General features: G+C 63.0%; 27 protein-coding genes. 5 read left to right on the top strand and 22 right to left on the bottom strand.

Annotation, left to right across the window (positions count from 1 at the left end; all coding sequences use genetic code 11):
- Window positions 1-5: 5 nt before the first annotated feature.
- The 11 genes from ABWW33_RS16475 to ABWW33_RS16425 form a co-directional block, all read right to left on the bottom strand.
- Window positions 6-929: a sugar kinase gene (locus ABWW33_RS16475; RefSeq protein WP_176651853.1), complete on the bottom strand. Its 924-nt coding sequence runs from the start codon at window positions 927-929 to the stop codon at window positions 6-8.
- Window positions 930-931: 2 nt separating this feature from the next.
- Window positions 932-1,636 carry an ArsR/SmtB family transcription factor gene (locus ABWW33_RS16470; RefSeq protein WP_176651854.1) on the bottom strand — a complete coding sequence of 235 codons (705 nt, stop codon included), beginning with the start codon at window positions 1,634-1,636 and terminating at the stop codon, window positions 932-934.
- Window positions 1,633-1,989: an antibiotic biosynthesis monooxygenase family protein gene (locus ABWW33_RS16465; RefSeq protein WP_176651855.1), complete on the bottom strand. Its 357-nt coding sequence runs from the start codon at window positions 1,987-1,989 to the stop codon at window positions 1,633-1,635. The genes ABWW33_RS16470 and ABWW33_RS16465 overlap by 4 nt, the downstream gene beginning before the upstream one ends.
- Window positions 1,986-2,894: an alpha/beta fold hydrolase gene (locus ABWW33_RS16460; protein WP_353402885.1), complete on the bottom strand. Its 909-nt coding sequence runs from the start codon at window positions 2,892-2,894 to the stop codon at window positions 1,986-1,988. The genes ABWW33_RS16465 and ABWW33_RS16460 overlap by 4 nt, the downstream gene beginning before the upstream one ends.
- Before the next feature lie 86 nt (window positions 2,895-2,980).
- Window positions 2,981-4,528, bottom strand: coding sequence for a 2-isopropylmalate synthase (locus ABWW33_RS16455; RefSeq protein WP_176651857.1), 1,548 nt, complete (start codon window positions 4,526-4,528; stop codon window positions 2,981-2,983).
- A 28-nt stretch (window positions 4,529-4,556) separates the two neighbouring features.
- A complete protein-coding gene (pssA, locus tag ABWW33_RS16450) occupies window positions 4,557-5,429 on the bottom strand; it encodes a CDP-diacylglycerol--serine O-phosphatidyltransferase (RefSeq protein ID WP_176651858.1) in 873 nt (290 codons plus the stop codon).
- A 67-nt stretch (window positions 5,430-5,496) separates the two neighbouring features.
- Window positions 5,497-6,261 carry an SIMPL domain-containing protein gene (locus ABWW33_RS16445; protein ID WP_176651859.1) on the bottom strand — a complete coding sequence of 255 codons (765 nt, stop codon included), beginning with the start codon at window positions 6,259-6,261 and terminating at the stop codon, window positions 5,497-5,499.
- Window positions 6,262-6,327: 66 nt separating this feature from the next.
- Window positions 6,328-7,092: an SIMPL domain-containing protein gene (locus ABWW33_RS16440; protein WP_353402884.1), complete on the bottom strand. Its 765-nt coding sequence runs from the start codon at window positions 7,090-7,092 to the stop codon at window positions 6,328-6,330.
- A gap of 620 nt (window positions 7,093-7,712) precedes the next feature.
- The gene (gene ilvC, locus ABWW33_RS16435) at window positions 7,713-8,729 is read right to left on the bottom strand and encodes a ketol-acid reductoisomerase (protein WP_176651861.1); all 1,017 of its coding nucleotides are present in this window, start codon (window positions 8,727-8,729) and stop codon (window positions 7,713-7,715) included.
- A gap of 31 nt (window positions 8,730-8,760) precedes the next feature.
- Entirely contained in the window at window positions 8,761-9,252 is a 492-nt protein-coding gene (ilvN, locus tag ABWW33_RS16430; protein ID WP_176651862.1) for an acetolactate synthase small subunit, read from the bottom strand.
- A 1-nt stretch (window position 9,253) separates the two neighbouring features.
- Complete coding sequence (locus tag ABWW33_RS16425; protein ID WP_176651863.1) at window positions 9,254-10,981, bottom strand: acetolactate synthase 3 catalytic subunit; 1,728 nt, start codon at window positions 10,979-10,981, stop codon at window positions 9,254-9,256.
- Between the two features lie 510 nt (window positions 10,982-11,491).
- On the opposite strand from ABWW33_RS16425, the gene ABWW33_RS16420 reads away from it, so the two are divergent.
- Genes ABWW33_RS16420 through ABWW33_RS16405 form a run of 4 tightly spaced genes read left to right on the top strand, consistent with a single transcriptional unit; the run spans window position 11,492 to window position 13,773 of the window.
- Window positions 11,492-12,061, top strand: coding sequence for an RNA polymerase sigma factor (locus tag ABWW33_RS16420; protein WP_176651864.1), 570 nt, complete (start codon window positions 11,492-11,494; stop codon window positions 12,059-12,061).
- Window positions 12,058-12,453 (top strand): DUF3619 family protein, encoded by a 396-nt coding sequence (locus tag ABWW33_RS16415; protein ID WP_353402883.1) that lies wholly within the window; start codon window positions 12,058-12,060, stop codon window positions 12,451-12,453. The genes ABWW33_RS16420 and ABWW33_RS16415 overlap by 4 nt, the downstream gene beginning before the upstream one ends.
- Before the next feature lie 47 nt (window positions 12,454-12,500).
- A complete protein-coding gene (locus tag ABWW33_RS16410) occupies window positions 12,501-13,256 on the top strand; it encodes a DUF3106 domain-containing protein (protein ID WP_353402882.1) in 756 nt (251 codons plus the stop codon).
- Complete coding sequence (locus tag ABWW33_RS16405) at window positions 13,246-13,773, top strand: RDD family protein (RefSeq protein ID WP_353402881.1); 528 nt, start codon at window positions 13,246-13,248, stop codon at window positions 13,771-13,773. The genes ABWW33_RS16410 and ABWW33_RS16405 overlap by 11 nt, the downstream gene beginning before the upstream one ends.
- Here ABWW33_RS16405 and ABWW33_RS16400 read toward each other — a convergent pair.
- The 11 genes from ABWW33_RS16400 to iscR are packed head-to-tail and all read right to left on the bottom strand — an operon-like array spanning window position 13,770 to window position 21,995.
- Window positions 13,770-14,513, bottom strand: coding sequence for an rRNA pseudouridine synthase (locus ABWW33_RS16400; protein WP_176651868.1), 744 nt, complete (start codon window positions 14,511-14,513; stop codon window positions 13,770-13,772). The genes ABWW33_RS16405 and ABWW33_RS16400 overlap by 4 nt on opposite strands.
- Window positions 14,510-15,532, bottom strand: a complete 1,023-nt coding sequence (gene ltaE / locus ABWW33_RS16395; RefSeq protein WP_353402880.1) for a low-specificity L-threonine aldolase — start codon at window positions 15,530-15,532, stop codon at window positions 14,510-14,512. Before ltaE ends, ABWW33_RS16400 begins: the two co-directional genes overlap by 4 nt.
- Before the next feature lie 20 nt (window positions 15,533-15,552).
- Window positions 15,553-16,443 (bottom strand): class I SAM-dependent methyltransferase, encoded by an 891-nt coding sequence (locus ABWW33_RS16390; protein ID WP_353402879.1) that lies wholly within the window; start codon window positions 16,441-16,443, stop codon window positions 15,553-15,555.
- Window positions 16,430-16,624: a Fe-S cluster assembly protein IscX gene (iscX, locus tag ABWW33_RS16385; protein ID WP_176651871.1), complete on the bottom strand. Its 195-nt coding sequence runs from the start codon at window positions 16,622-16,624 to the stop codon at window positions 16,430-16,432. Before iscX ends, ABWW33_RS16390 begins: the two co-directional genes overlap by 14 nt.
- 1 nt (window position 16,625) lies before the next feature.
- Window positions 16,626-16,967 carry an ISC system 2Fe-2S type ferredoxin gene (gene fdx / locus ABWW33_RS16380; RefSeq protein WP_176651872.1) on the bottom strand — a complete coding sequence of 114 codons (342 nt, stop codon included), beginning with the start codon at window positions 16,965-16,967 and terminating at the stop codon, window positions 16,626-16,628.
- 23 nt (window positions 16,968-16,990) lie between these two features.
- Window positions 16,991-18,871, bottom strand: a complete 1,881-nt coding sequence (gene hscA / locus ABWW33_RS16375; RefSeq protein WP_353402878.1) for a Fe-S protein assembly chaperone HscA — start codon at window positions 18,869-18,871, stop codon at window positions 16,991-16,993.
- Between the two features lie 54 nt (window positions 18,872-18,925).
- The gene (gene hscB, locus ABWW33_RS16370) at window positions 18,926-19,441 is read right to left on the bottom strand and encodes a Fe-S protein assembly co-chaperone HscB (protein WP_176651874.1); all 516 of its coding nucleotides are present in this window, start codon (window positions 19,439-19,441) and stop codon (window positions 18,926-18,928) included.
- A gap of 6 nt (window positions 19,442-19,447) precedes the next feature.
- Window positions 19,448-19,771: an iron-sulfur cluster assembly protein IscA gene (gene iscA / locus ABWW33_RS16365; RefSeq protein ID WP_209715847.1), complete on the bottom strand. Its 324-nt coding sequence runs from the start codon at window positions 19,769-19,771 to the stop codon at window positions 19,448-19,450.
- A 48-nt stretch (window positions 19,772-19,819) separates the two neighbouring features.
- Window positions 19,820-20,209 carry a Fe-S cluster assembly scaffold IscU gene (iscU, locus tag ABWW33_RS16360; protein WP_353402877.1) on the bottom strand — a complete coding sequence of 130 codons (390 nt, stop codon included), beginning with the start codon at window positions 20,207-20,209 and terminating at the stop codon, window positions 19,820-19,822.
- Between the two features lie 24 nt (window positions 20,210-20,233).
- Entirely contained in the window at window positions 20,234-21,490 is a 1,257-nt protein-coding gene (locus tag ABWW33_RS16355; RefSeq protein WP_176651876.1) for an IscS subfamily cysteine desulfurase, read from the bottom strand.
- 28 nt (window positions 21,491-21,518) lie between these two features.
- On the bottom strand, window positions 21,519-21,995 hold the full coding sequence (iscR, locus tag ABWW33_RS16350; protein WP_176651877.1) for a Fe-S cluster assembly transcriptional regulator IscR: 477 nt from the start codon (window positions 21,993-21,995) through the stop codon (window positions 21,519-21,521).
- Between the two features lie 189 nt (window positions 21,996-22,184).
- Between iscR and ABWW33_RS16345 the strand changes: the two genes are divergently transcribed.
- A complete protein-coding gene (locus tag ABWW33_RS16345; RefSeq protein ID WP_353402876.1) occupies window positions 22,185-23,207 on the top strand; it encodes a hypothetical protein in 1,023 nt (340 codons plus the stop codon).
- The last annotated feature ends 5 nt before the right edge of the window (window positions 23,208-23,212 follow it).

The following is a 23,212-nucleotide window of genomic DNA, read 5'->3' as shown; positions in this document are numbered from 1 at the left end:
ATCCATCAGCCCAGCGCCGCGCGCACCTGCGCCGCAAAGGGGATAGGCGCCACGGCGCCATGACCCAGCGTCGACAAGCCGGCGCTCGCATTCGCATAGCGTACCGCGTCGGCCAGCGTATCGCCGGCGGCGAGGCGCGCCAGCAGGCTGCCGTCGAAGCAGTCGCCGGCGCCGGTGGCGTCCACCGCCTGCACCGGATTGCCTTGCGCCAGTTGCGGCGCGTCGCCCTCGGCGGCGTACCAAGCGCCCGCCGGGCCGCACTTCAGCACCACGGCGCGCGCGCCCTGCTGGCGGCACCAGGCAAAGATCGTCGGCACGTCGTCGGTGCCGGCCAGCGCCACCGCTTCATCAAGGCTGGGCAGGAACAGATCCGTGAGCGCGATGGTCGCCGTGATGACGGCGCGTGCGCGCGCCAGCGGCCACAAGGACAGACGCAGGTTCGGATCGAAGCTGACCCGCGCGCCGGCCGCGCGCGCGGTCTCGATCGCGGCAAAGACGGTGTCGCAGGCGCTGGCGGAAATCGCCTGCGAAATCGCCGACACATGCAGCCAGCGCGTGGCCGACAATACGCGCAGATCCATCGTCCGCGGCTGCATGCGGCTGGCCGCCGAGCCGGCGCGCAGGTAGCTGAACGAATGGCCTTGCGCGCCGTGATGGACGAAATACAAACCCGTCGGCGCGCCGGCATCCAGTTCCACGAAGCTGGCGTCGACGCCCTCCTGCTTCCACAGGGCCATCAACATGCGGCCGAACTGGTCGTCGCCGAGGCGGCTCAGGTAGGCCGTGGCGGCGCCCTGGCGGCTGGCGGCGATCACCGAGTTGGAGGTATCGCCGCCGTAGCCCTGGCGGTAGTTCGGATCACCCGGCGTGGTCTGGTTGAACTCCACCATTGCTTCACCGAGTGCGACGATGTCGAATTGCTTGGTCATGTTTAATTTTCAGGTTCGGGGTTGAGCCATGCGGCCAGTTCAAGCTTGCCTTGTGCGGATACTTCCAAAGCGCGGCTGTCGTCGCTGCGGCGCAGCCAGCCGCGCTCGACGAAACTGTCGAGCAGCGCGACCGCCAGCGGGCCGGCAAAATGGTCGCGCCGTTCGGACCAGTCCACGCAGCCGTACAACTGGCGCCGCGCCGGCGCGCCTTCCGCCAGCACGATGCCCAATGCCCGCAGCTGCGCCTCGCCTTCCGCTGTCAGCGGGTAGTCGTGTCCATCGCCTTCGCCAGCCTGGACCCAGCCATTATCGACGAAACAGCGGCACAGGTCCACGCCCAGCACGCCCGCCAGATGGCCGTAACAGCTGCGTGCGTGGCGCAGGCCGCGCATGGCGGGCGCCTGCCAGCGGGTGGTTTCCGGCAGCGAGCCGTCGGCTACGCGCAGCAAGGCTTCCAGCGCGTGCGCGACGTTGCCGTCGGCGAGCATGTAGTAGCGATGGCGGCCTTGCGCGCGCACCCGCGCGAGGCCTTCGTCCACCAGCAGTTTCAGGTGCTGCGAGGCGGTCGGCGCGGCGACGCCGGCGTGCTGCGCGAGATCGGTGGCCGTGTAAAAGCGGCCATCCAGCAGGCGAGACAACATCAGCGCGCGGGTCGGATCGCCGATGGCGGCGGCCACGCGGGCGAAGCGCGGTTGCGGCGTCGTCATGGCGTGTCCGGTGCGGCGACGGGCGGATGGAACGGCGGCGCTTCGTCGCGCTCCAGCAGGCCGTAGTCGCGGATCACGCTGGCCACGCGCAGGCGGTAGTTTTCGAACACTCCCGAACGCCCGGCCGTTTGCGCCGCGCGATGCTGCTCCTGCTCGCGCCAGGCGCGCACCGCCTCTTCGTCGCGCCAGAACGACAGCGACAACAGCTTGCCCGGCGATTTCATGCTCTCGAAGCGCTCGATGGAAATGAAGCCGTCCATCTTTTCCAGCAACGGCGCCAACTGGGCCGCGCGGTCGAGATACTCGGCATAACCGCCGGTGCTGGGTATCACTTCAAAGATCACGGCTATCATGTGGCGCTCCTGAGTAAAAACGCGTTGACAGCATTGTAGAGCAGCCCGCGCGCGGATTCCAGATGCATCAGGTGCGTGGCGCCTTCGATGGTGGCGAGCTCCTTGTGCACGCTGCCCAGGGCCGCCATCAGGTGGTCGGCATCGGCCCCGCTGCATGCGCCGTCCCATGCGCCGCGCACCAGCAGAGTGGGCACGGTGATGCTCGCAGCATTGTAGAGCGCCTGCCCGGCCCGCAACGCGCGCACATCGGCTTGCGGGCCGGCGGGCGTCATCACGGCCGGCGGCATGCGGCCGGCGGCGTCGGGATCGGTGGCCAGGAAAGCCTCGCTCCAGGCCTGGAAATGCGCTTCCGCGAAGACCTGCTCGCCGCCGCGCGGGACATCGTCGATGAAGCGGCGATATTGCGCCCACGCGGTCAGCGGGTAATGCGATGCCGAGCCTGCGGCGGCGGGCACGTAATTGCCGGGTTCGGAGCCGCTGCCGCGCGCTGTGATCGGCGCGAACAGCACCAGCGCCGCGAGGCCGTCCGGATGGTCGCCCGCGTAGCGCGCCGCCACCGTGCCGCCCCACGAATGGGCCAGCAACATGACGGGACGACCGCCGTTGCGCTCGCGGACGGCGCAGACCACGCGGCGCAGTTGCGCTTGCACGTCTTCCAGGCCGCCAGCGGGCGTGCCGTCATGCCGCGGGTATCGCTCCGACGCGCCATAGCCGGCGAAGTCGAAGCCCCACACGTTGAAGCCGGCCGTGTTCAGCTCATCGGCCCACCTGCGGCCATCCAGTTGGAAGAATATGGAAAGATCGGCGCCGAACGTCGAGCCGTGGACGTAGATCACGTCGCCCAGATCGGCGGCGGCGCGGCGGACTTGCAGCGCCAGCATGGGCTGTTCCATTAAATTGATCATTGAAGCCTCCTGTCATCGAATCGACAAGATAGCTGTTTGAATCGGCGCATGCTTCGGCGTGGACCGAAGCATGCGCCAGGCGCCGCTCAGGGCTGCGGATTGACGCGCTCGATCTTCGAGTGCAGCTTGTTCAGCGCCGACAGATAGGCCTTGGCCGAAGCGACGATGATGTCCGGATCGGCGCCGACGCCGTTGACGATGCGGCCTTCCTTCGACAGGCGCATGGTCACCTCGCCCTGCGATTGCGTGCCGGTGCTGATCGCGTTGACCGAGAACAGCACCAGTTCAGCGCCGCTGCCCACTTCGGATTCAATGGCGTTGACGGTGGCGTCGACCGGACCATCGCCCTTGCCTTCCGATACATGCTCTTCGCCGCCGATGGAGAACACGATCTTCGCGCTCGGCGTCTCGCCGGTATTGGAGCGCTGCGCCAGCGACGTGAAGCGGTAGTATTCGCTATCCTGCGACTGCTGCTCGTCCGACACCAGCGCCAGGATATCCTCGTCGAAGATATCGGATTTGCGGTCGGCCAGCTCCTTGAAGCGGACGAAGGCGGCGTTGATTTCCGCTTCCGATTCCAGGTCGATGCCCAGCTCCAGCAGGCGCTGCTTGAAGGCGTTGCGGCCGGACAGCTTGCCCAGCACGATCTTGGTGGCGGTCCAGCCCACGTCCTCGGCGCGCATGATCTCGTAGGTCTCGCGCGATTTCAGCATGCCGTCCTGGTGGATGCCGGAAGCGTGCGCGAACGCGTTCGCGCCGACCACAGCCTTGTTCGGCTGCACCGCGAAGCCGGTGATCTGCGACACCATCTTCGAGGCCGCGACGATCTGCGTGGTGTCGACGCCGCACTCCAGGTTGTAGTAGCCGCCGCGCGTGCGCAGCGCCATCACCACTTCTTCCAGCGCCGTGTTGCCGGCCCGTTCGCCGAGGCCGTTGATGGTGCATTCGATCTGCCGCGCGCCGCCTATCATCACGCCGGCCAGCGAGTTCGCCACCGCCAGTCCCAGGTCGTTATGGCAGTGCACCGACCAGATGGCCTTGTCGGAATTGGGAATGCGCTCGCGCAGGCGGCGGATGGTCTCGCCGAAAATCTCCGGCACCGCGTAGCCCACCGTATCGGGGAAATTGATCGTGGTGGCGCCCTCGGCGATCACGCCTTCCAGCACGCGGCAGAGGAAATCCTCGTCCGAGCGGCTGCCGTCTTCCGGGCTGAATTCGATATCGTCGGTGAACTGGCGGGCGAAGCGCACCGCGTTCTTCGCCTGCAGCAGCACCTGGTCCGGCAGCATGCGCAGCTTCATCTCCATGTGCAGCTTGGAGGTGGCGATGAAGGTGTGGATGCGTTTGCGTTCGGCCGGCGCCAGCGCCTCGGCCGCGCGGGAGATGTCGCGGTCATTGGCGCGCGACAGCGAACAGATGGTCGACTCGCGCACCACCGAGGCGATGGCCTTGATCGATTCAAAGTCGCCCTGCGAGGCGGCGGCGAAGCCGGCTTCGATGACGTCCACGCGCAGGCGTTCGAGTTGCTTGGCGATGCGGACTTTCTCGTCCTTGGTCATCGACGCGCCGGGAGATTGCTCGCCGTCGCGCAGCGTGGTGTCGAAAATGATGAGGCGGTTGGATGAGTTGCTCATGATGGCTCCGTGACTGATGCTTCGTTGCTTAAAGACGCTCGCTCGGATCGTCCGATTCCTGGTCGGTCTGGATCAGGCTGACCTTCTTGCCCTTGGCCAGCCGCCACGCCGACACCGCGTAGCCCGACAGGCCGTAGGCGATGAAGATCGGGAACAGCACCTTGGGCGGATCGATGGATACCAGCGCGAACACCAGCGCGATCAGGAACACCGCGATGAACGGCACCGACTTGCGGAAGTTCACGTCCTTGAAACTGTAGAACGGCACATTGGTCACCATCGTCAGGCCGGCGAATACGGCGATGCCCCACGATACCCAGCGCAGCTCGATGCCGGAGACTTCCTGGTCGACCATCAGCAGGATGAAGCCGGCCACCAGCGCGGCGGCCGACGGCGACGGCAAGCCCTGGAAGAAGCGCTTGTCGACCACTTCGATATTCGTGTTGAAACGGGCCAGGCGCAAGGCGGCGCCGGCGCAATAGACAAAGGCGGCGATCCAACCGAGCTTGCCCAGGCCGCGCAGCGACCACTCGTACATCACCAGCGCCGGCGCGGCGCCGAAGGACACCATGTCCGACAGCGAATCGTACTGGGCGCCGAACTCGCTCTGGGTATTGGTCAGGCGGGCGACGCGGCCGTCCAGGCCGTCCAACACCATGGCGATGAAGATGGCCCAGGCCGAGTGCTCGAACTTCTGGTTCATCGCCATGACGATGGCGTAGAAACCGCAGAACAGCGCGGCGGTGGTGAAGGCGTTGGGCAGCAGGTAGATGCCGCGATGGCGCGGCCGGTCGAGATCCTCGCCCCTGGCGCGGCGGGCGAAGCGGCTGAAGCGCGAGGTCTTCGGCAGTTTGGCTTGGGCTACGCCATTTTTTGCTCGGCGGCGGGGGAATTTGGCCATGGGGTTCCGTTTATGGTTATCTGGTCTTGCTGCGCCATCATTATAGAGGAGCCGAACCCAAATCCGCCTATTTGAAGCGCACTTTGCCGACTAGGCGCATTTGCAGCGTGGTTTCGCCCGGTTCGAAGCTGGGCTCCTCGACGGCGGTGTCGGCCGCTCTCATCAACATCGGCGAGGACGCCCGCGCCCCGGTCACGTTGACACGGTCGGTATAGTTGCCCGAGCCTTCGAAATCGACCGTGTCGAGCACCGCGTCGCCGACTTTCCGGCCCATGGCGTTGGCGATCGAGTTGATGCGCTCGTTCAGGTTCTTGTAGGTCGCGGCGATGCGCTGGTCGTCCAGCTGCCGGGTGGTTTCCGGCGTCAGGCCGAAGTGCAGGTTGTTCAGCGTCATGATGCGCTGCGCGGCGGCGACGGTTTTCGGCAGGCCCGCGATGTTGGTGGTGGTGACCTGCAGCGACTGGCCCACGCGCCAGGAGGTCGGCACGCGTGGCTTGCGCGGCTGGCCCGGCGGCGGCGCCACCTCGTCCGGGTAGACCGGATAGGTATAGTAGCCCTGGGTTTTCAGGCTGGCCTGCGGGTCTTCCTTCTTGACGATGTCCAGACCCTGCTTCATTTTCTGGTTGACGCGGGAGGCGGCGGCCGCCTTGTCCTTGTCCACTTCCTCGACGGCCAGCGTGATGACTGCCTGGTCGTTGACGTGTTTGACTTCGCCGAAAGCGGGCACCACCACCAGCGTGCCGGCGGTGGGCAGGGATTCCAGCGGCGCCGACTGCGTGGATAGCACGAAGGAAGCGATCGCGGCGGCGGCGAGTTGTTTCATGACAGTCATTGCGGTCTCCAGAGTTGATATAACAGCAATCAACTGTACCCGAACAATGGCCGCCTTGCAGCACGCTTATTTGAAGCGGACCTTCCCGACCAGTTGCATCTGCAGCGTGGTTTCGCCCGGCTCGAAGCTGGGCTCGGCCACTTCGGCGCTGTCCATGGACTTGGCCATGCGCATCGCCATCGGCGCCGGGGCGGCGGCGAACTCGCGCTGGGCGTAATTGCCTGAGCCTTCGAAGTCGACCGTGTCCAGCGTGGCGTCGCTGACTTTGCGGCCCATCGCGCTGGCGATCGAGTTGATGCGCTCGTTCAGGTTTTTATAAGTCGCGGCGATGCGCTGATCGTCCAGCTGTTTGGTGGTCGCCGGCGTCAGGCCGAATTGCAGGCCGTTCAAGGCCAGGACTTTTTGCGCGGCGGCCACGGTTTTCGGCAGGTTGGCCAGATTGGTGGTGGTGACCTGCAGATATTGGCCGACGCGCCAGGCGGTCGGCACGCGCGGTTTCGGCTGCTGGCCATTCAGCAGCGGGCGCTCTTCCGGATAGACCGGATAGGTGTAATAGCCTTGGGTTTTCTGGCTGGCCTGGGGGTCCTCCTTCTTGACGATCTCCATGCCCTGCTTCATTTTCTGGTTGACGCGCGAGGCGGCGGCGGCCTTGTCCTTATCCTGCTCTTCGACGGCGAGGGTGGCGACGGCCTGGTCGTTGACGTGGGTGACTTCGCCAAAGGCCGGCACCACGACCAGCGTGCCGGTGGTCGGCAGCGATTCCGGCGCGGCATGCGCGGCCAGCGCGAAGGAGACAGCAGCGGCTGCGGCGATATGTTTCATGACGGTCATTGCGGGCTCCAAGGTTAAATTTACGGCAAGAGGAACTGTACCCGAAATTACCGTGCGTACCTGTAAGACATGGTGAGTGTTTGTAACATTCTCCATTCCCGAACCAAGCGTTTTCGGCGGCATCGTGCTCGAATCTTCTTACACGCTAGTCCGAAGCGACGGCTACCTGCCCAGTTTCAAACTACCAGCGCCTGCGCTGGGGTGCGCAGAAGGCTGGCCATTGGCCCGCTCCGTGACATAGCGGCGCATGTCGGCCCACCGTATGGTTTTCCCAGTCCCAACTATCTTGGCAAACCGGGCGTCAGCTTCAGCAACAAAGTCGGCATACCGCTCTTCCATCTTGGCTTTAGCAAAGCCGATGTGCGCCCTCGACTCTTCCCGCAAGCGTAGCGTCGTCCTTGACATAAAAGACTCCTTTGAAAACGCAATGTAGCATATCGGCGCTATGAATCCAGGCGTATCAAACCAATGAGCCGACAGCTTACTGAAGCTTCCTCAAAACCAGAATCCGGCCCCCAAGTACAGTCCTGAGGCAACTAGAAGAACGTTGTTCGGATCGACTGCCGGTAGGGACGAAAAAAAGCCGGCGTGAGCCGGCTTTTTGCTGAAGAAGATACAGCTTAGTTCTTCGACTGGTCGACCATCTTGTTCTTGGCGATCCAAGGCATCATCGCGCGCAGTTTCGCGCCGACTTCTTCGATCTGGTGCTCGGCGGTCAGGCGACGGCGCGAGATCAGGGTCGGAGCGCCGGCCTTGTTTTCCAGGATGAAGGACTTGGCATATTCGCCGGTCTGGATGTCCTTCAGGCACTGGCGCATCGCATCCTTGGTGGCTTCGGTCACGACCTTAGGACCGGTCACGTACTCGCCATATTCGGCGTTGTTCGAGATCGAGTAGTTCATGTTGGCGATGCCGCCTTCATAGATCAGGTCGACGATCAGCTTCAGCTCGTGCAGGCATTCGAAGTAGGCCATTTCCGGAGCATAGCCCGCTTCGGTCAGGGTTTCGAAGCCGGCCTTGATCAGCTCGACCGCGCCGCCGCACAGGACTGCCTGCTCGCCGAACAGATCGGTTTCGGTCTCTTCGCGGAAGTTGGTTTCGATGATGCCGGCACGGCCGCCGCCGTTGGCCGAGGCGTACGACAGCGCGATGTCACGGGCGATGCCGGACTTGTCCTGGTACACGGCGATCAGGTGCGGCACGCCGCCACCCTGGGTGTAGGTGGCGCGCACGGTGTGGCCCGGGGCCTTCGGTGCGACCATGATCACGTCCAGGTCGGCGCGCGGCACGACTTGGCCGTAGTGCACGTTGAAGCCGTGGGCGAAGGCCAGCACGGCGCCTTGCTTGGCGTGCGGCGCGACGTTTTCGTTGTAGACCTGGGCGATGTTTTCGTCCGGCAGCAGGATCATGATGACGTCGGCAGCCTTGACCGCATCGTTCACTTCCGCCACTTTCAGGCCGGCTTTCTCAACCTTGTTCCACGAAGAACCACCTTTGCGCAGGCCGACGGTCACGTTGACGCCGGAGTCGCTCAGGTTTTGCGCGTGGGCGTGGCCCTGCGAACCGTAACCGATGATGGCGACGTTTTTGCCCTTGATCAGGGAGAGGTCAGCGTCTTTGTCGTAGAAAACTTTCATGGTATTTCCTTAGTAGTATTTTTGAATTTGCTTAAACTTTGAGGATGCGTTCGCCGCGTCCGATGCCGGAACCGCCGGTACGTACCGTCTCCAGGATGGAAGCGCGGTCGATCGAATCGATGAACGCGTCGAGCTTGCTCTTGGCGCCGGTCAGTTCGATCGTGTAGCTCTTCTCGGTGACGTCGATGATGCGGCCGCGGAAGATGTCCGCGGTGCGCTTCATCTCTTCACGCTCCTTGCCCACCGCGCGCACCTTGATCAACATCAGTTCGCGCTCGATGTGCTGGCCTTCGGTCAGATCGACCACCTTGACCACCTCGATCAGGCGGTTCAGGTGCTTGGTGATCTGTTCGATGATGTCGTCCGAGCCGCTGGTGACGATGGTCATGCGCGACAGGGTCGGATCTTCGGTCGGTGCGACCGTCAGCGTTTCAATGTTGTAGCCGCGGGCCGAGAACAGGCCCACCACGCGGGACAACGCGCCGGCTTCGTTTTCCAGCAAGACAGAGATAATGTGTCGCATCTTATAAGTCCTCCGAACCCAACAGCATTTCAGAGAGCCCTTTGCCCGCTTTCACCATCGGCCAGACGTTTTCCGATTGATCGGTAATGAAGTTCATGAAGACCAGCTTGTCTTTCATGCCGAAGGCATCGCGCAGCGCGCCGTCGACGTCGCCCGGTTTCTCGATGCGCATGCCGACGTGGCCGTAGGCTTCCGCCAGCTTCTCGAAGTTCGGCAGCGAATCCATGTAGGACTCGGAATAGCGCGAACCGTAATCGATCTGCTGCCACTGGCGCACCATGCCCAGGAAGCGGTTGTTCAACATGATGATCTTCGGCGTCAGATGATATTGCTTGCAGGTCGCCAGCTCCTGGATGCACATCTGGATCGAGCCTTCGCCGGTGATGCAGGCGACGGTCGCGTCCGGGTTGGCCATCTGCACGCCCATGGCGTACGGCAGGCCCACGCCCATCGTGCCCAGGCCGCCCGAGTTGACCCAGCGCTTGGGCTTGTCGAACGGGTAGTACTGCGCGGCCCACATCTGGTGCTGGCCGACGTCGGAGGTGATGAAGGCGTCGCCCTTGGTCACTTCCCACAGCTTCTGCACCACGGCTTGCGGCTTGATCACCAGGTCCGAGGTCGGATACTTCAGGCAATCCTTGCCGCGCCATTCGGCGATCTGCTTCCACCAGTCCTTGAGCGCGGGCGCGTTCGGCTTGGCGTCCGCAGCGTCGAGCTGGGCCAGGAATTCGATCAGCACGTCCTTGACGTTGCCGACGATGGGGATGTCCACTTTCACGCGCTTGGAGATCGACGATGGATCGATGTCCACGTGGATGATCTTGCGCGGGTTGGAGGCGAAGTGTTTCGGGTTGCCGATCACGCGGTCGTCGAAGCGGGCGCCGATGGCGATCAGCACGTCGCAATTCTGCATCGCCATGTTCGCTTCGTAGGTGCCGTGCATGCCGGGCATGCCGACGAATTTCTCGTCGCTGGCGCGGTAGGCGCCCAGGCCCATCAGCGTGTTGGTGACCGGGAAGCCCAGCTTGTCGACCAGCTTGTTCAGCTCGGGCGCCGCATTGGCCAGGATCACGCCGCCGCCGGTGTAGATCATCGGACGCTCGGCCTGCAGCAGCAGCTGGACCGCCTTGCGGATCTGGCCGGAGTGGCCCTTGTCGACCGGTTTGTACGAACGCATCTCGATCTCTTTCGGATACGAGTACGTCGTCTTGTGCATCGAGATATCCTTCGGAATATCGACCAGCACGGGGCCTGGACGGCCGGTGCGGGCGATGAAGAAGGCTTTCTTGACGGTTTCCGCCAAATCCTTGACGTCTTTGACGAGGAAATTGTGCTTGACCACGGGACGGGTAATGCCGACCGTGTCGCATTCCTGGAAGGCATCCTGGCCGATGGCGTGGCTAGGCACCTGGCCCGAGATCACGACCATGGGGATGGAATCCATGTAAGCGGTGGAAAGACCTGTGACCGCATTGGTGACACCCGGACCGGACGTGACCAGCGCGACCCCAACCTTGTTCGAGCTGCGCGAGTACGCATCGGCGGCATGCACTGCGGCCTGTTCGTGACGCACGAGGACGTGTTGGAATTTGTCTTGCTTGAAGATGGCGTCGTAGATATACAGCACGGCTCCGCCGGGATAGCCAAAGACGTGTTCCACGCCCTCTTCCGCCAGGCAGCGCACCAGTATTTCCGCGCCAGTGATTTGTGTTGATGCTTCGGTATTCATGAAACATTCCTTTCAAGGTCCATAGGAGATTGATCGGATGCTCTTTCCTAGCGAAGTAGGCCTGCCTCTACAGCTTTGCCCTGCGTCCCTTTTTTTCTGCGGTTACGCCAGCCTCTTCCGTCAACCGTAGTGACGTGCAAAGCGGCGCTCAACGCAAACTCTCGTTCAGCCGGATCTGTCTGTAGCGGTTGTGCGTACCTCTCGCGCTTGTGGCACGGGTTAGAGCAAACTGCTGACATATGAAAGCGCGTCCCGTCGATTGCGGCGTTGTGTGCCTGCTGCGGCGAGACCATAGAGCTTCGGGGTGTTCAAAGCGTCCCATACGGTACACCGTGGCACCCTGTTTGGGCAAGTGAAATATCGAAAATATCCCCTTGCCGGTGCATTTTCGATCGATTGTGCGTCAAAAACCATGCAGAAATGGCTAATTTTTGCTAGCATGCGCTCAGTTCACGGGTCGCCGCCAGGCATCCCAGCGCCGGCTTTTCCGGCAGTACCCTCACCCGACGCATGGCCACAGACAAAGAATTATCCGACTTCCTCGAAAACGTCGAGCGGCGTGCCTTTAAACAAGCCGTCTACGCAGTGCGCAAGGACGAATCCGCCCTGGACATCGTGCAGGACGCGATGATCAAGCTCGCCGAAAAATACGGCGACAAGCCGGCCGCCGAGCTGCCGATGCTGTTCCAGCGCATCCTGCAGACCACCATCCTCGATTATTTCCGCAGGGAAAAGGTGCGCAACACCTGGGTCAGCCTGTTTTCGGGCATGGGGCCCTCGGGCGACGAGCATGAGGACTTTGATATACTCGAATCCTACGCCGCCGAGGAAGGCACCGAGGCCTCCGAGTCCAGCGCGGACAAGGTCGAGCGCCAGCAAATGCTCGAACTCATCGATGCCGAAGTACAAAAGCTTCCGGCACGTCAACGAGAAGCCTTCCTACTGCGTTATTGGCAGGATATGGACGTGGCTGAAACAGCCGAAGCGATGGGGTGTTCCGAGGGAAGCGTGAAAACGCATTGCTCTCGTGCAACACATACACTTGCGGAGTCGCTAAAAGCCTTGGGAATAAAACTATGAATACCGACGATCTGAATTTCGCTTACAAAGTGCGCCACGCGCTCAATGAGAAGCTGGACGATCTGCCCGCATCGACCACAGACCGCCTGGCACAGGCGCGCAAGATGGCGCTCGCCCGCAAGAAAGCCGATGCGCCGATGCAGGTGCGCGTCAGCAAGACCGAGTTGGCCTCGGCTGGCGGCTTCTTCTCGTTCTCGTGGATGACCCGCATGAGCGTGGCGCTGCCGCTGCTGGTACTGGTCGGCGGCCTGGCCGGCATCTACCGCTATGAGCAGGAACAGCGCGTGGCCGATCTGGCCGAGCTGGACGCCGCCGTGCTGTCCGACGAATTGCCGCTGTCCGCCTACCTGGACCACGGTTTTAACGCCTATCTGACCCAGAGCGAGCAATAAGCATGGCATTGAGCGGTCGCGCAAAATGGGGCGCTGGAGCGGTAGCTGTGTTAGCGGTAGCAGCGGCGGGCACGGCCTATGTTGCCAGCCGGCCGGATGCGCCGGCCATCGTTTCCGCGCCCATGGCCGCCGCCACCTCGGCGGCATCCGCCCTGCTGCCCGGCGCCAAGACCGGCAAGACCGCGTCGGCCAAGGCGCCCGAAAAAACCATGTGGAAGGACTTGACGCCTGTGCAACAGCAGGCGCTGGAGCCGCTGTCCGCCGAGTGGGACCAGATGGAGCCCATCCGCAAGCAAAAATGGCTGGGCATCGTCAAACGCTATGCGTCGATGAAGCCGGATGAACAGGCCCGCGTGCAGGAACGCATGCGCGAATGGGTCAAGATGACGCCGGAAGAGCGCCGCCAGGTGCGCCAGAACTTCGCCCGCGCGCAGAAAATCGATCCGTCGCAAAAGACCACGCAGTGGGAGTCCTACCAGCAGTTGCCGGAAGAACAGAAGAAGGAACTGGCCGCCAAGGCTGCGATCAAGAAGCAGGTCGCCAACCTGCCGACGCCGACGCAAAGCAAGATCAAGACGGTGGCGCCGATCAAGCCGGCCGTGCCGACCACCGGCGGCCCTGCCGTGGCGCCGGCCGCCGCGCCAACCGCGGCGGCGGTTACCCCGGTAGCGCCGGGCATCGATCCGGCCACCGGCGCGCCGATTCCCAATGCATCGAATATAGCGCCGGCCGTGGCGCCCGCCGCACCGGCCGCGCCGGGCACCGTCCAGCCCGCCCCACCCGCCAGCAGCAATGTCAAATAATCCGCCTGTTACCAACCCCACCGTCAAACGCCGCCTGATTTCAATGGTGTATGAAACCCTGCTGGGTTTCGCGGTGTTGTTCCTGCCCTTCCTGATCTTTGAAGTCGCCACCCACGCCAGCCATACGCCGACGGTGGAGCACATGCGCCAGGCGCTGGCCTTCCTGGTGCTGGGCGCCTATTTCATCCACCAGTGGAGCCGCGACGGCCAGACGCTGGCGATGAAGACCTGGCGCCTGAAGCTGGTGCGCCCCGGCCATCAGCACCTGTCGCTGCAGACGGCCGCCGTGCGCTACCTGCTGAGCTGGATGTGGGTGCTGCCGGCGCTGCTGGTGTCGCTGGTGTTCGGCCTGCACAAGTGGCAGGCGCTGGGCGCTGTCGGCGTTGGCATTTTGCTGTGGTCGCTGACGGCCTTCTTCGACAAGGACCGCCAGTTCCTGCACGACAAACTGACCGGCACCCGCCTGGTCCAGTTGCCGCCGCCGGAAAAGAAAAAGAAGGCCGCTCCCGCCGCTTAAAACTTCTCGTGGTTCTGCAGGTAGCGCCACTCGCCCAGCGGCAGGCTGGCCATCGCGAGGCGTCCAATGCGGATGCGCTTCATCGACACCACGCTCAGGCCGACCAGCTTGCAGACATGCTCGATCTGGCCCGGCTTCGGATTCTTCACCGCGAAGCGCAGGCGGTTCTCGTTCTGCCAGCTCACCTTGTTCGGCGGCAGCGGCTTGCCGTTGAACGGCAGGCCGTGGTTCAGCAGCGCCAGACCATTTTCCATGATGTCGCCCGTTACCTCGACGATGATTTCGTGCTCGATCTTGGCGGCGTCGTCGACCAGCTTGCGGCTGACGCGGAAATCCTGCGTGAAGATCAGCAGGCCGCTGGCCTTGGTCTCCAGCGGCGTGGTCAGGGTCAGGCCGGCCAGGTGGCGCTTGAGGAAGCGCTGGCCCGGCGCGGAGCGCGTCAGCGTGGCCGCGTTCAGCAGATGCAGCGCCGGCGCGCCATCCTTGCCGATGCCGCCGTTGGCGCCCACCGGCTTATGCAGCAGGATCGTCACCGGCACGATCTCCAGCAGCGTGGCGTCGGCGGCCACGTCGATCTGCTGCTCCATCGTCACGCGCGCCCCCGCCTCCTCCACCACGACGCCGTCGACGCTGACGTAACCGCCCTCGATATAGAGTTCGGCTTCGCGGCGCGAGCATGGGCGCATCTCCGACAGGCGCTTGGCCAGGCGGACGGTGTTATCAGTGGTGGTGTCGGTCATCCGAAGAAATCTCCAAAAACGGTAATGGCGCGGTCGATGTCCTCGCGCGACGCATCCATGTGCGTGACGATGCGCAGGTGCGGCGACATCGACACGCGTATGCGGGTCAGTTGCAACACGTCGTTCAAGCCGCGGCAGGCATCGGCCGGGATATCGACGTAAAAGATATTGGTCTGCGGCGTGCTGACCTTGACGCCTTTGAGCTTGGCCAGCTCGCCGGCGAAGTAGGTGGCGTTGTCGTGGTCTTCCGCCAGCCGCGCGAAGTTGTGCTGCAGCGCGTACAGGCCGCCGGCGGCGATCATGCCGGCCTGGCGCATGCCGCCGCCCAGCATCTTGCGCCAGCGCTTGGCCTCGGCGATCAGCGGCTTGCTGCCGCACAGGACGGAGCCGATCGGCGCGCCCAGCCCCTTGGACAAACAGACGGAGACCGAATCGAAGCCCGCCACCGCCGCGCGCGCGCTCACGCCGAGCTTGACGGCGGCGTTGCAGACGCGGGCGCCGTCAAGGTGCGTGGCCAGGCCGCGCCCGTGCGCCAGCGTGGTCGCCTGCTTCAGATAGTCGAGGCCCAGCACGCGGCCGCCGATGGTGTTTTCCAGCGCCAGCAATTTGGTGCGCGCAAAGTGGAAATCGTCCGGCTTGATATAGGATTCGATGTCGGCCAGCGCGATGCTGCCGTCGGGCTGGTTGATGATGGGCTGCGGCTGGATACTGCCCAGCACCGCCGCACCGCCGCCCTCATAGCGGTAGGTATGGGCTTCCTGCCCGACCAGGTATTCGTCGCCGCGGCCGCAGTGGGCCAGCAGCGCCAGCAGATTGCTCTGTGTGCCGGACGGCGCGAACAGCGCGTCCTCGTAGCCGAACAAATCGGCGGTGTATTCCTGCAGCCGATTGACGGTCGGATCATCGCCGTAGACGTCGTCGCCGACGTCCGCCGCATTCATCGCCGCGCGCATCGCCGCACTTGGGCGGGTGACGGTGTCGCTGCGCAGATCCAACCATTTTTCGTTCAGCTCACTCATCGTTCCGTCGCCCTTTCAGTTTATTGTTTCGCTACCTGTTCAGTGAAGAAGCGGTTGCCCATCTCCTCCAGCCCCAATGTTTCCAGCACTTCCTGCAGCCGCTCCGATGGACGCTGGCGCGGCAGGTTTTTATACGTGGCGATGATCAGCTCATTCTTCATCGAGTGCTCCCAGCCAACCAGTTCGGTCACGTTGACCTGGTACCCATGCGCCTCCAGCTGCAGGCAGCGCAGCACGTTGGTGATCTGGCTGCCGAATTCGCGCGTGTGGATAGGGTGGCGCCAGATTTCGGTCAGCGCGGACTTGGCCAGCGACTTGCCCTTGTTCTTCTTCAGCACCGACGCGACTTCCGCCTGGCAGCAAGGCACCAGCACCATGTACCTGGCCTTCTTCTTCAGCGCGAAGTGAATGGCGTCGTCGGTCGCCGTGTTGCAGGCGTGGAGCGCGGTGACGATGTCGATCTGCTCCGGCAGCAGTTTCGATTCGGTGGACTCGGCCACCGACAGCGGCAGGAAGGACATGCCGGGGAAGTTGAACTGCCTGGCCAGCTCCTGCGAACGCGCCACCAGCTCTTCGCGGGTTTCGATGCCGTAGATGTGGGAAGTATCGCCCAGGGCCTTGAAGAACAGGTCGTAGATGATGAAGCCGAGATAGGACTTGCCGGCGCCGTGGTCGACCAGCGACACGCTGTCCTTCCCGGCCAGCACGTCCTTCAACAGCGGCTCGATGAACTGGTACAGGTGATAGACCTGCTTCAGCTTGCGGCGGCTGTCCTGGTTCATCTTGCCGTCGCGGGTCAGGATGTGCAGCTCCTGCAGCAGCGCGACGGTCTGGCCTTCGCGGATTTCCGGCATGTTGTCGGCGCCGGTGACGGTGGCGCCGATCTTGTTCGCTTGCTTATTGGGCTTCATCGATCCACGCCTGCTGAATCGCTTCGAGGACCTTCTCACCGCCGCGCGTGTGGTCGTCGTCGAACTCTTCGAGGTCGACGATCCAGTTGTGCAGATCGGTGAAGCGGATAGTCAGCGGATCGACGTCCGGGTGTTTATCGTAAAGCGCTTCCGCAATCGCGGTGATGTCGGTCCACTTCATATCAGTGCCCGCCTTCGCTTGCGTGATTGATGGTGTACTTCGGAATTTCAACGACGAGGTCTTCGTCGGCCACAACCGCCTGGCACGACAGGCGCGACACGGCTTCCAGGCCCCAGGCCTTGTCCAGCAGGTCTTCCTCGGTTTCGCTGGCTTCGCTCAGCGAATTGAAGCCTTCGCGCACCAGCACGTGGCAGGTGGTGCAGGCGCAGGATTTTTCGCAGGCGTGCTCGATGTGGATGTCATTTTCAAGCATGACGTCGCACAGCGTCTTGCCGGCGGGAGCTTCGACAACGGCGCCGTCCGGGCACAGTTTTGCGTGGGGCAGGAATACGATTTGTGGCACTTGATACCTCTAGGTTTTGATTTTTATACGACCTGGTCCAGCGTCTTGCCGGCCAGCGCACTGCGCACGCTGCGATCCATGCGGCGCGATGCGAATTCTTCGGTGCCGTTGGCCAGCGCTTCGACGGCGGACTTCACCGCCGCATGATCGGCCGCGCCGGTCTGCGACTGGGCGATCACGTCGCGCACCTTGTTCATCAACACATCGACCGATGCGCGTTCCTCGCCGCTCAGCAGCTCGGCGTCTTCGTCCAGCGCGGACTGCGTCGCCAGCAGGATGCGCTCGGCCTCGACCTGCTCTTCGCGCAATGCGCGCGCGACCATGTCGACGTCGGCCGACTTGTACGAATCCTGCAGCATGCGCGCGACGTCGTCGTCGCCCAGGCCGTAGGCCGGCTTGACGGTGATCGACGCTTCCACGCCGGAGCGCAGCTCGCGCGCGGAAACCGACAGCAGGCCATCCGCGTCGACCTGGTAGGTGATGCGGATGCGTGCCGCGCCGGCCACCATCGGCGGAATGCCGCGCAGCTCGAAGCGCGCCAGCGAACGGCAGTCGGACACCAGTTCGCGCTCGCCCTGCAGCACATGCACCGCCAGCGCGGTCTGGCCATCCTTGAAGGTGGTGAACTCCTGCGCGCGGGCGCAAGGAATCGTCGAGTTGCGCGGAATGATCTTCTCGACCAGACCGCCCATGGTCTCGATGCCCAGCGACAGCGGGATCACGTCCAGCAGCAGCCAGTCGTCGCCGGGCGCGCGGTTACCGGCCAGCAGATTGGCCTGGATCGCCGCGCCCAGCGCCACGACCTTGTCCGGATCGATGTTCGCGTGCGGGATGGTGTGGAAGTATTCGCTGACCGCGCGCTGCACATGCGGCATGCGCGTCGCGCCGCCGACCATGACCACGCCGTCGACGTCGTCCGCATCGACGTTCGCGTCGCGCAGCGCCTTCTTGATCGCCTTCATGGTCTTCTCGATCAGGTGCTTGGTGATCTCCTGGAAGGTCGCGGCGGTGACCTTCAGGTGCACCTCCTCGCCCGAGCCGAGGATGGCGTCCACGGTCACTTCGGCCTTGGTCGACAGCAGTTCCTTCGCTTCGCGCGCCTTGACCATCAGCACGGCGGTGTCTTCGTCCGACAGCGGCGCCAGCTTTTCCTGCTGGTGGATGTAGCAGAACAGGCGATGGTCGAAGTCGTCGCCGCCCAGCGCGGAATCGCCGCCGGTGGACAGCACTTCGAACACGCCCTTGCTCAGCTTGAGGATGGAGATGTCGAAGGTGCCGCCGCCCAGGTCATAGACGGCGTAGATGCCTTCCGAGCCGTTATCCAGGCCGTAGGCGATGGCGGCGGCGGTAGGCTCGCTCAGCAGGCGCAGCACGTTGATGCCGGCCAGCTGCGCGGCGTCCTTGGTGGCCTGGCGCTGGGCGTCGTCGAAGTAAGCCGGCACGGTGATGACGGCGCCGACCAGGTCGTCGCCCAGCGAATCTTCCGCGCGCTGGCGCAGCGTGGCCAGGATCTGCGCCGAGACCTCGACCGGGCTCTTGATGCCGGCGATGGTCTTCAGCTGCACCATGCCGGGCGTGTCCTGGAAATCGTAGGGCATGTTTTCCGCGTAGGCGATATCGGCCAGGCCGCGGCCCATGAAACGCTTGACGGAGACGATGGTGTTCTTCGGATCGGTGGTCTGCGCGGCCTGCGCCTTGTAGCCGATGTTGGCATGGCCGTTCGGCAGGTAGCGCACCACGGACGGCAGCAGCGGACGGCCATCCTCATCGCTCAGCACTTCTGGAATGCTGTTGCGCACGGTGGCGACCAGCGAATTGGTGGTGCCCAGGTCGATACCGACCGCCAGGCGGTGCTGGTGCGGTGCGGTGGACATGCCGGGTTCGGAAATTTGCAGAAGTGCCATGGATGAGACCTGTATTTTTTGTATTGCCCAAGCACGCGCGGCCGGCGCGTGCGGTCAGGCTTCGATTGCTTCAAATGCGAAGCGGACTTCTTCGCCGAATTTTTCGAGGAACATCAGCGCGCGCACGCCCTGGGCCGCCGCGTGGAAGTCGCCGGCGTCGATCTGCTGCCCGATCTCGGCCAGGCGCGCCTTGCGTTCGTTGCGCAGCTGCTTGTCCAGTGCCTCCAGCGCTTCGCCGTCCTTGCTCGCGCGGGCGTCGCCCAGCTCTTCGCGCCACTCCATCTGCTGCATCAGGAAGGCCATCGGCATCGCGGTGTTCGACTCGGTCTGCAAGTCGACGCCATTGAGCTCGCACATGTACTGCGCGCGCTTCTGCGGATTTTTCAGGGTCTGATAGGCTTCGTTGGCGCGGGTGGCCCACTGCATGGCGACGCGCTTTTCGGCGTCGGTGGCATTGACGAACTTGTCGGGATGGACGCGGCCCTGCACGTCGCGGTAGGCGCTGTCCAGCGCTCCCGCGTCCACGGCAAACTGCTGCGGCAGATTGAACAGCTCAAAGTGATTTTGCATGGCTTATCAGATGCGGAAGCTTTCGCCGCAACCGCAAGCGTCTTTCTCGTTCGGGTTATGGAACTTGAAGCCTTCGTTCAAGCCCTCGCGCGCGAAATCGAGCTCGGTGCCGTCGATGTACGGCAGGCTTTTCGGATCGACGAACACCTTGACGCCGTGCGACTCGAAGACGCTGTCCTCGGCCGCCACTTCGTCCACGTATTCCAGCTTGTAGGCCAGGCCCGAGCAGCCGGTGGTGCGCACGCCGAAACGCAAACCGACGCCCTTGCCGCGGCGTTCGATGTAGCGGTTGATATGCTTGGCTGCTTTTTCGGTCAGGGTGATTGCCATTTGATTCTCCGTGCCGGCGACGACGATCGTCGCCGGTGTAAAACAGACTTAGGCCGCGACTGCGTGCTTGGTCTGGTAGTCCAGCACTGCCGCCTTGATGGCGTCTTCCGCCAGGATCGAGCAGTGGATCTTCACCGGCGGCAGCGCCAGTTCTTCGGCGATCTGGGTGTTCTTGATGGCCAGCGCCTGATCCAGCGTCTTGCCCTTGACCCATTCGGTCACCAGCGAGCTGGAGGCGATGGCCGAACCGCAGCCGTAGGTCTTGAACTTCGCGTCCTCGATCAGGCCATCGGCGCCGACCTTGATCTGCAGTTTCATGACGTCGCCGCAGGCCGGCGCGCCGACCATGCCGGTGCCGACGGTTTCATCGCCCTTTTCGAAAGCGCCAACGTTGCGTGGGTTTTCGTAGTGGTCCAGTACTTTTTCCGAGTAAGCCATTTTAGTGCTCCTGTAACTTTAAAATTAGTGGGCTGCCCATTGGATCGAGCTGATGTCGATGCCTTCTTTGAACATGTCCCACAGCGGCGACAGTTCACGCAGTTTGTGTACCTTGGACTTCATCAGGTCGATGGCGAAGTCGATATCCTCTTCCGTCGTGAAACGGCCGATGGTGAAACGGATCGAGCTGTGCGCCAGCTCGTCGCTGCGGCCCAGCGCGCGCAACACATAAGATGGTTCCAGCGAGGCCGAAGTACAAGCGGAGCCGGACGACACGGCCAGGTCTTTCACGGCCATGATCAGCGACTCGCCTTCGACGTAGTTGAAGCTGACGTTCAGGTTGTGCGGCACGCGGTGTTCCATGTCGCCGTTGATATAGGTTTCCTCGATCTCCTGCAGGCCCTTGGCCAGGCGGTCGCGCAGGCCCTTGATGCGGGTGATCTCGCTGTCCATTTCCACCTTCGCCAGGCGGAAGGCTTCGCCCATGCCGACGATCTGGTGGGTAGGCAGGGTGCCGGAGCGCAGGCCGCGCTCGTGGCCGCCGCCGTGCATTTGCGCTTCGATGCGCACGCGCGGCTTGCGGCAGACGTACAACGCGCCGATGCCTTTCGGGCCGTAGGTCTTGTGCGCGGTAAAGGTCATCAGGTCGACCTTGGTCTTTTGCAGGTCGATCACCACCTTGCCGGTCGCCTGGGCGGCGTCGCAGTGGAAGATGATGCCTTTCGAGCGGCACAGCGCGCCGATCTCGTCGATCGGCTGGATCACGCCGATCTCGTTATTGACCAGCATGACGGAGACCAGGATGGTGTCCGGACGGATGGCGGCGGTCAGCTGCTCGATGGTGATCAGGCCGTTGTCCTGCGGTTCCAGGTAGGTCGCCTCGAAGCCGACGCGTTCCAGCTCGCGCACCGTGTCCAGCACCGCCTTGTGCTCGGTCTTGACGGTGATGATGTGCTTGCCCTTGGTCTTGTAGAACTGCGCCGCGCCCTTGATGGCCAGGTTGTTCGACTCGGTGGCGCCAGAGGTCCAGATGATTTCGCGCGGGTCGGCATTGACCAGGGCGGCGACGTGGGCGCGCGCCTCTTCCACCGCTTTTTCCGCCGTCCAGCCGTACATGTGGCTGCGCGACGCGGGATTGCCGAACTGCTCGCGCAGGTAGGGAATCATCATGTCGGCGACGCGTGGATCGATCGGCGTGGTGGCCGAGTAGTCCATGTAGATCGGGAAATGCGGGGCGGTCTGGAACTTCACTGGCGCGATGTTTTTTTCAGGGGCGTTCATCTGGGTTACTCCGATTTAACTTATTCTCTTAACCAAGCGCGGCGTGGTTACGGTGCATCACGACCACGTTTTGTTCAGCATTCTTTTGCTTCTGTTGATCGACCAGATCCTGCAGCGACACCGAATCCAGGTAGTCGACCATCTTTTCATTCAGCGTGGCCCACAGTTCGTGGGTCATGCAGCGCGCGCCGCTGGTGGCGTCGGCGCCATGACAATTTTCCTTGCCGCCGCACTGGGTCGCATCCAGCGGCTCGTCGACGGCGATAATGATGTCGGCCACGGTGACCTTGTCGGCGCGGCGCGCCAGACTGTAGCCGCCGCCCGGACCACGGATCGACTCGACGATCTCATGGCGGCGCAGCTTGCCGAACAACTGCTCCAGGTAGGACAGCGAGATGGCCTGGCGCTGGCTGATGCCGGAGAGCGTGACCGGGCCTTTGCCTTGGCGCAAAGCCAGATCGATCATCGCAGTCACAGCAAAACGGCCTTTGGTGGTCAGACGCATCACTACCTCGGTTCAACTGGGTTAAAATATCGACCTTTCCTCGCTAACCGGCACCTGAATAAGGCTGATTAGTTGATCGATTTAGTCAAGTATACCAAACTTTAACAAAGTTTGCCGGAAGGCCCTTTTAGCTGAAGGGGGAGTTGAGAAATATGCAATAATGTGTTTTTAAAATATTATTACTCCCCCATGACCCTGTCCCAACGTATCAGCACGCTCCTGATCTCATTGATCCTGGCCGCCTGTGGCGGCGGCGGCAGTTCCGGCTCCGGCACTACACCGATCAACACCACTCAGCCACCGCCCGCCCAAGCCAAGAACGTGCTGTTTGTTTCCGACAGCGGCCCGGCTGCTTTCCTGGCTGCATCGACCACTCTTACTCCTCCTGCCGGCGCCTTCGCCGCCAACGTCTTAGGAAACAATGGGCAAAGCTTTTGGAAGGGCATGGCCTACGACACAGGGCGTGACCGTCTTTACGGCTCCACCGGCAAGGAGATTTCCGTATTCGACAATGCTAGCGCGCTGAACGGCAACATCACGCGCAGCCGCTACTTCACACCTGTATTTAGCGGTGCCTCCGGGGGCGGCATGTACGGCATGTTCCTGGACAAAGATCATGACCGCATGTATGTCGGCTATGGTGATGGACCGCAATACTCGCTGGCGGTGTTCGACAACGTCAGCTCGGCGCAAGGCAGCGTTACACCGAGCCGTACCATTTTCGGTTTGCACGGCGAATTTGCCATCGACACCAAGCGTTCGGTGCTGTACACCACGACATTCTCACTGGGCAACGCGCCGATCATTTATGCCTATCCAAACGTGGACAAGCTGAACGGCTTCCTGCAGGGCGCAGCATCCCTGAAGTTGACCGCCGCAGCAGGTTACCTCGGCGGCCTTACGGTGGATGCCTCACGTGACCGCCTGTATGTCAGCGCACCGTCCGTGGGCGTGGCCATCATCACCGATGCCAGTACCATCCTGACAAACACCGCCGGTCCGAACAACGTAAAGCTCGCCAGCTTGCCTGTAAAGAGCGCGGTGGGCAACGGCGCGGCGGCTTTCGATCCGAACAACGACCGCCTGTACGTCGCGCTGGACAACAACGTCTATGTCATCAGCACGGCAAGCCAGTTGGGAACCACCACCACCAGCAACGCGGTGATGGTGAGCGCGCCGTCCGGCAGCGTCATTACCACCTTTGCATTTTAAGTCGA

This window comes from Duganella hordei (assembly GCF_040369125.1).
Classification (GTDB): Bacteria; Pseudomonadota; Gammaproteobacteria; order Burkholderiales; family Burkholderiaceae_D; genus Rugamonas; species Rugamonas hordei.
The sequence above is the reverse complement of the archived record's forward strand: the minus strand, read 5'-3'. Positions and strand labels throughout refer to the sequence as shown.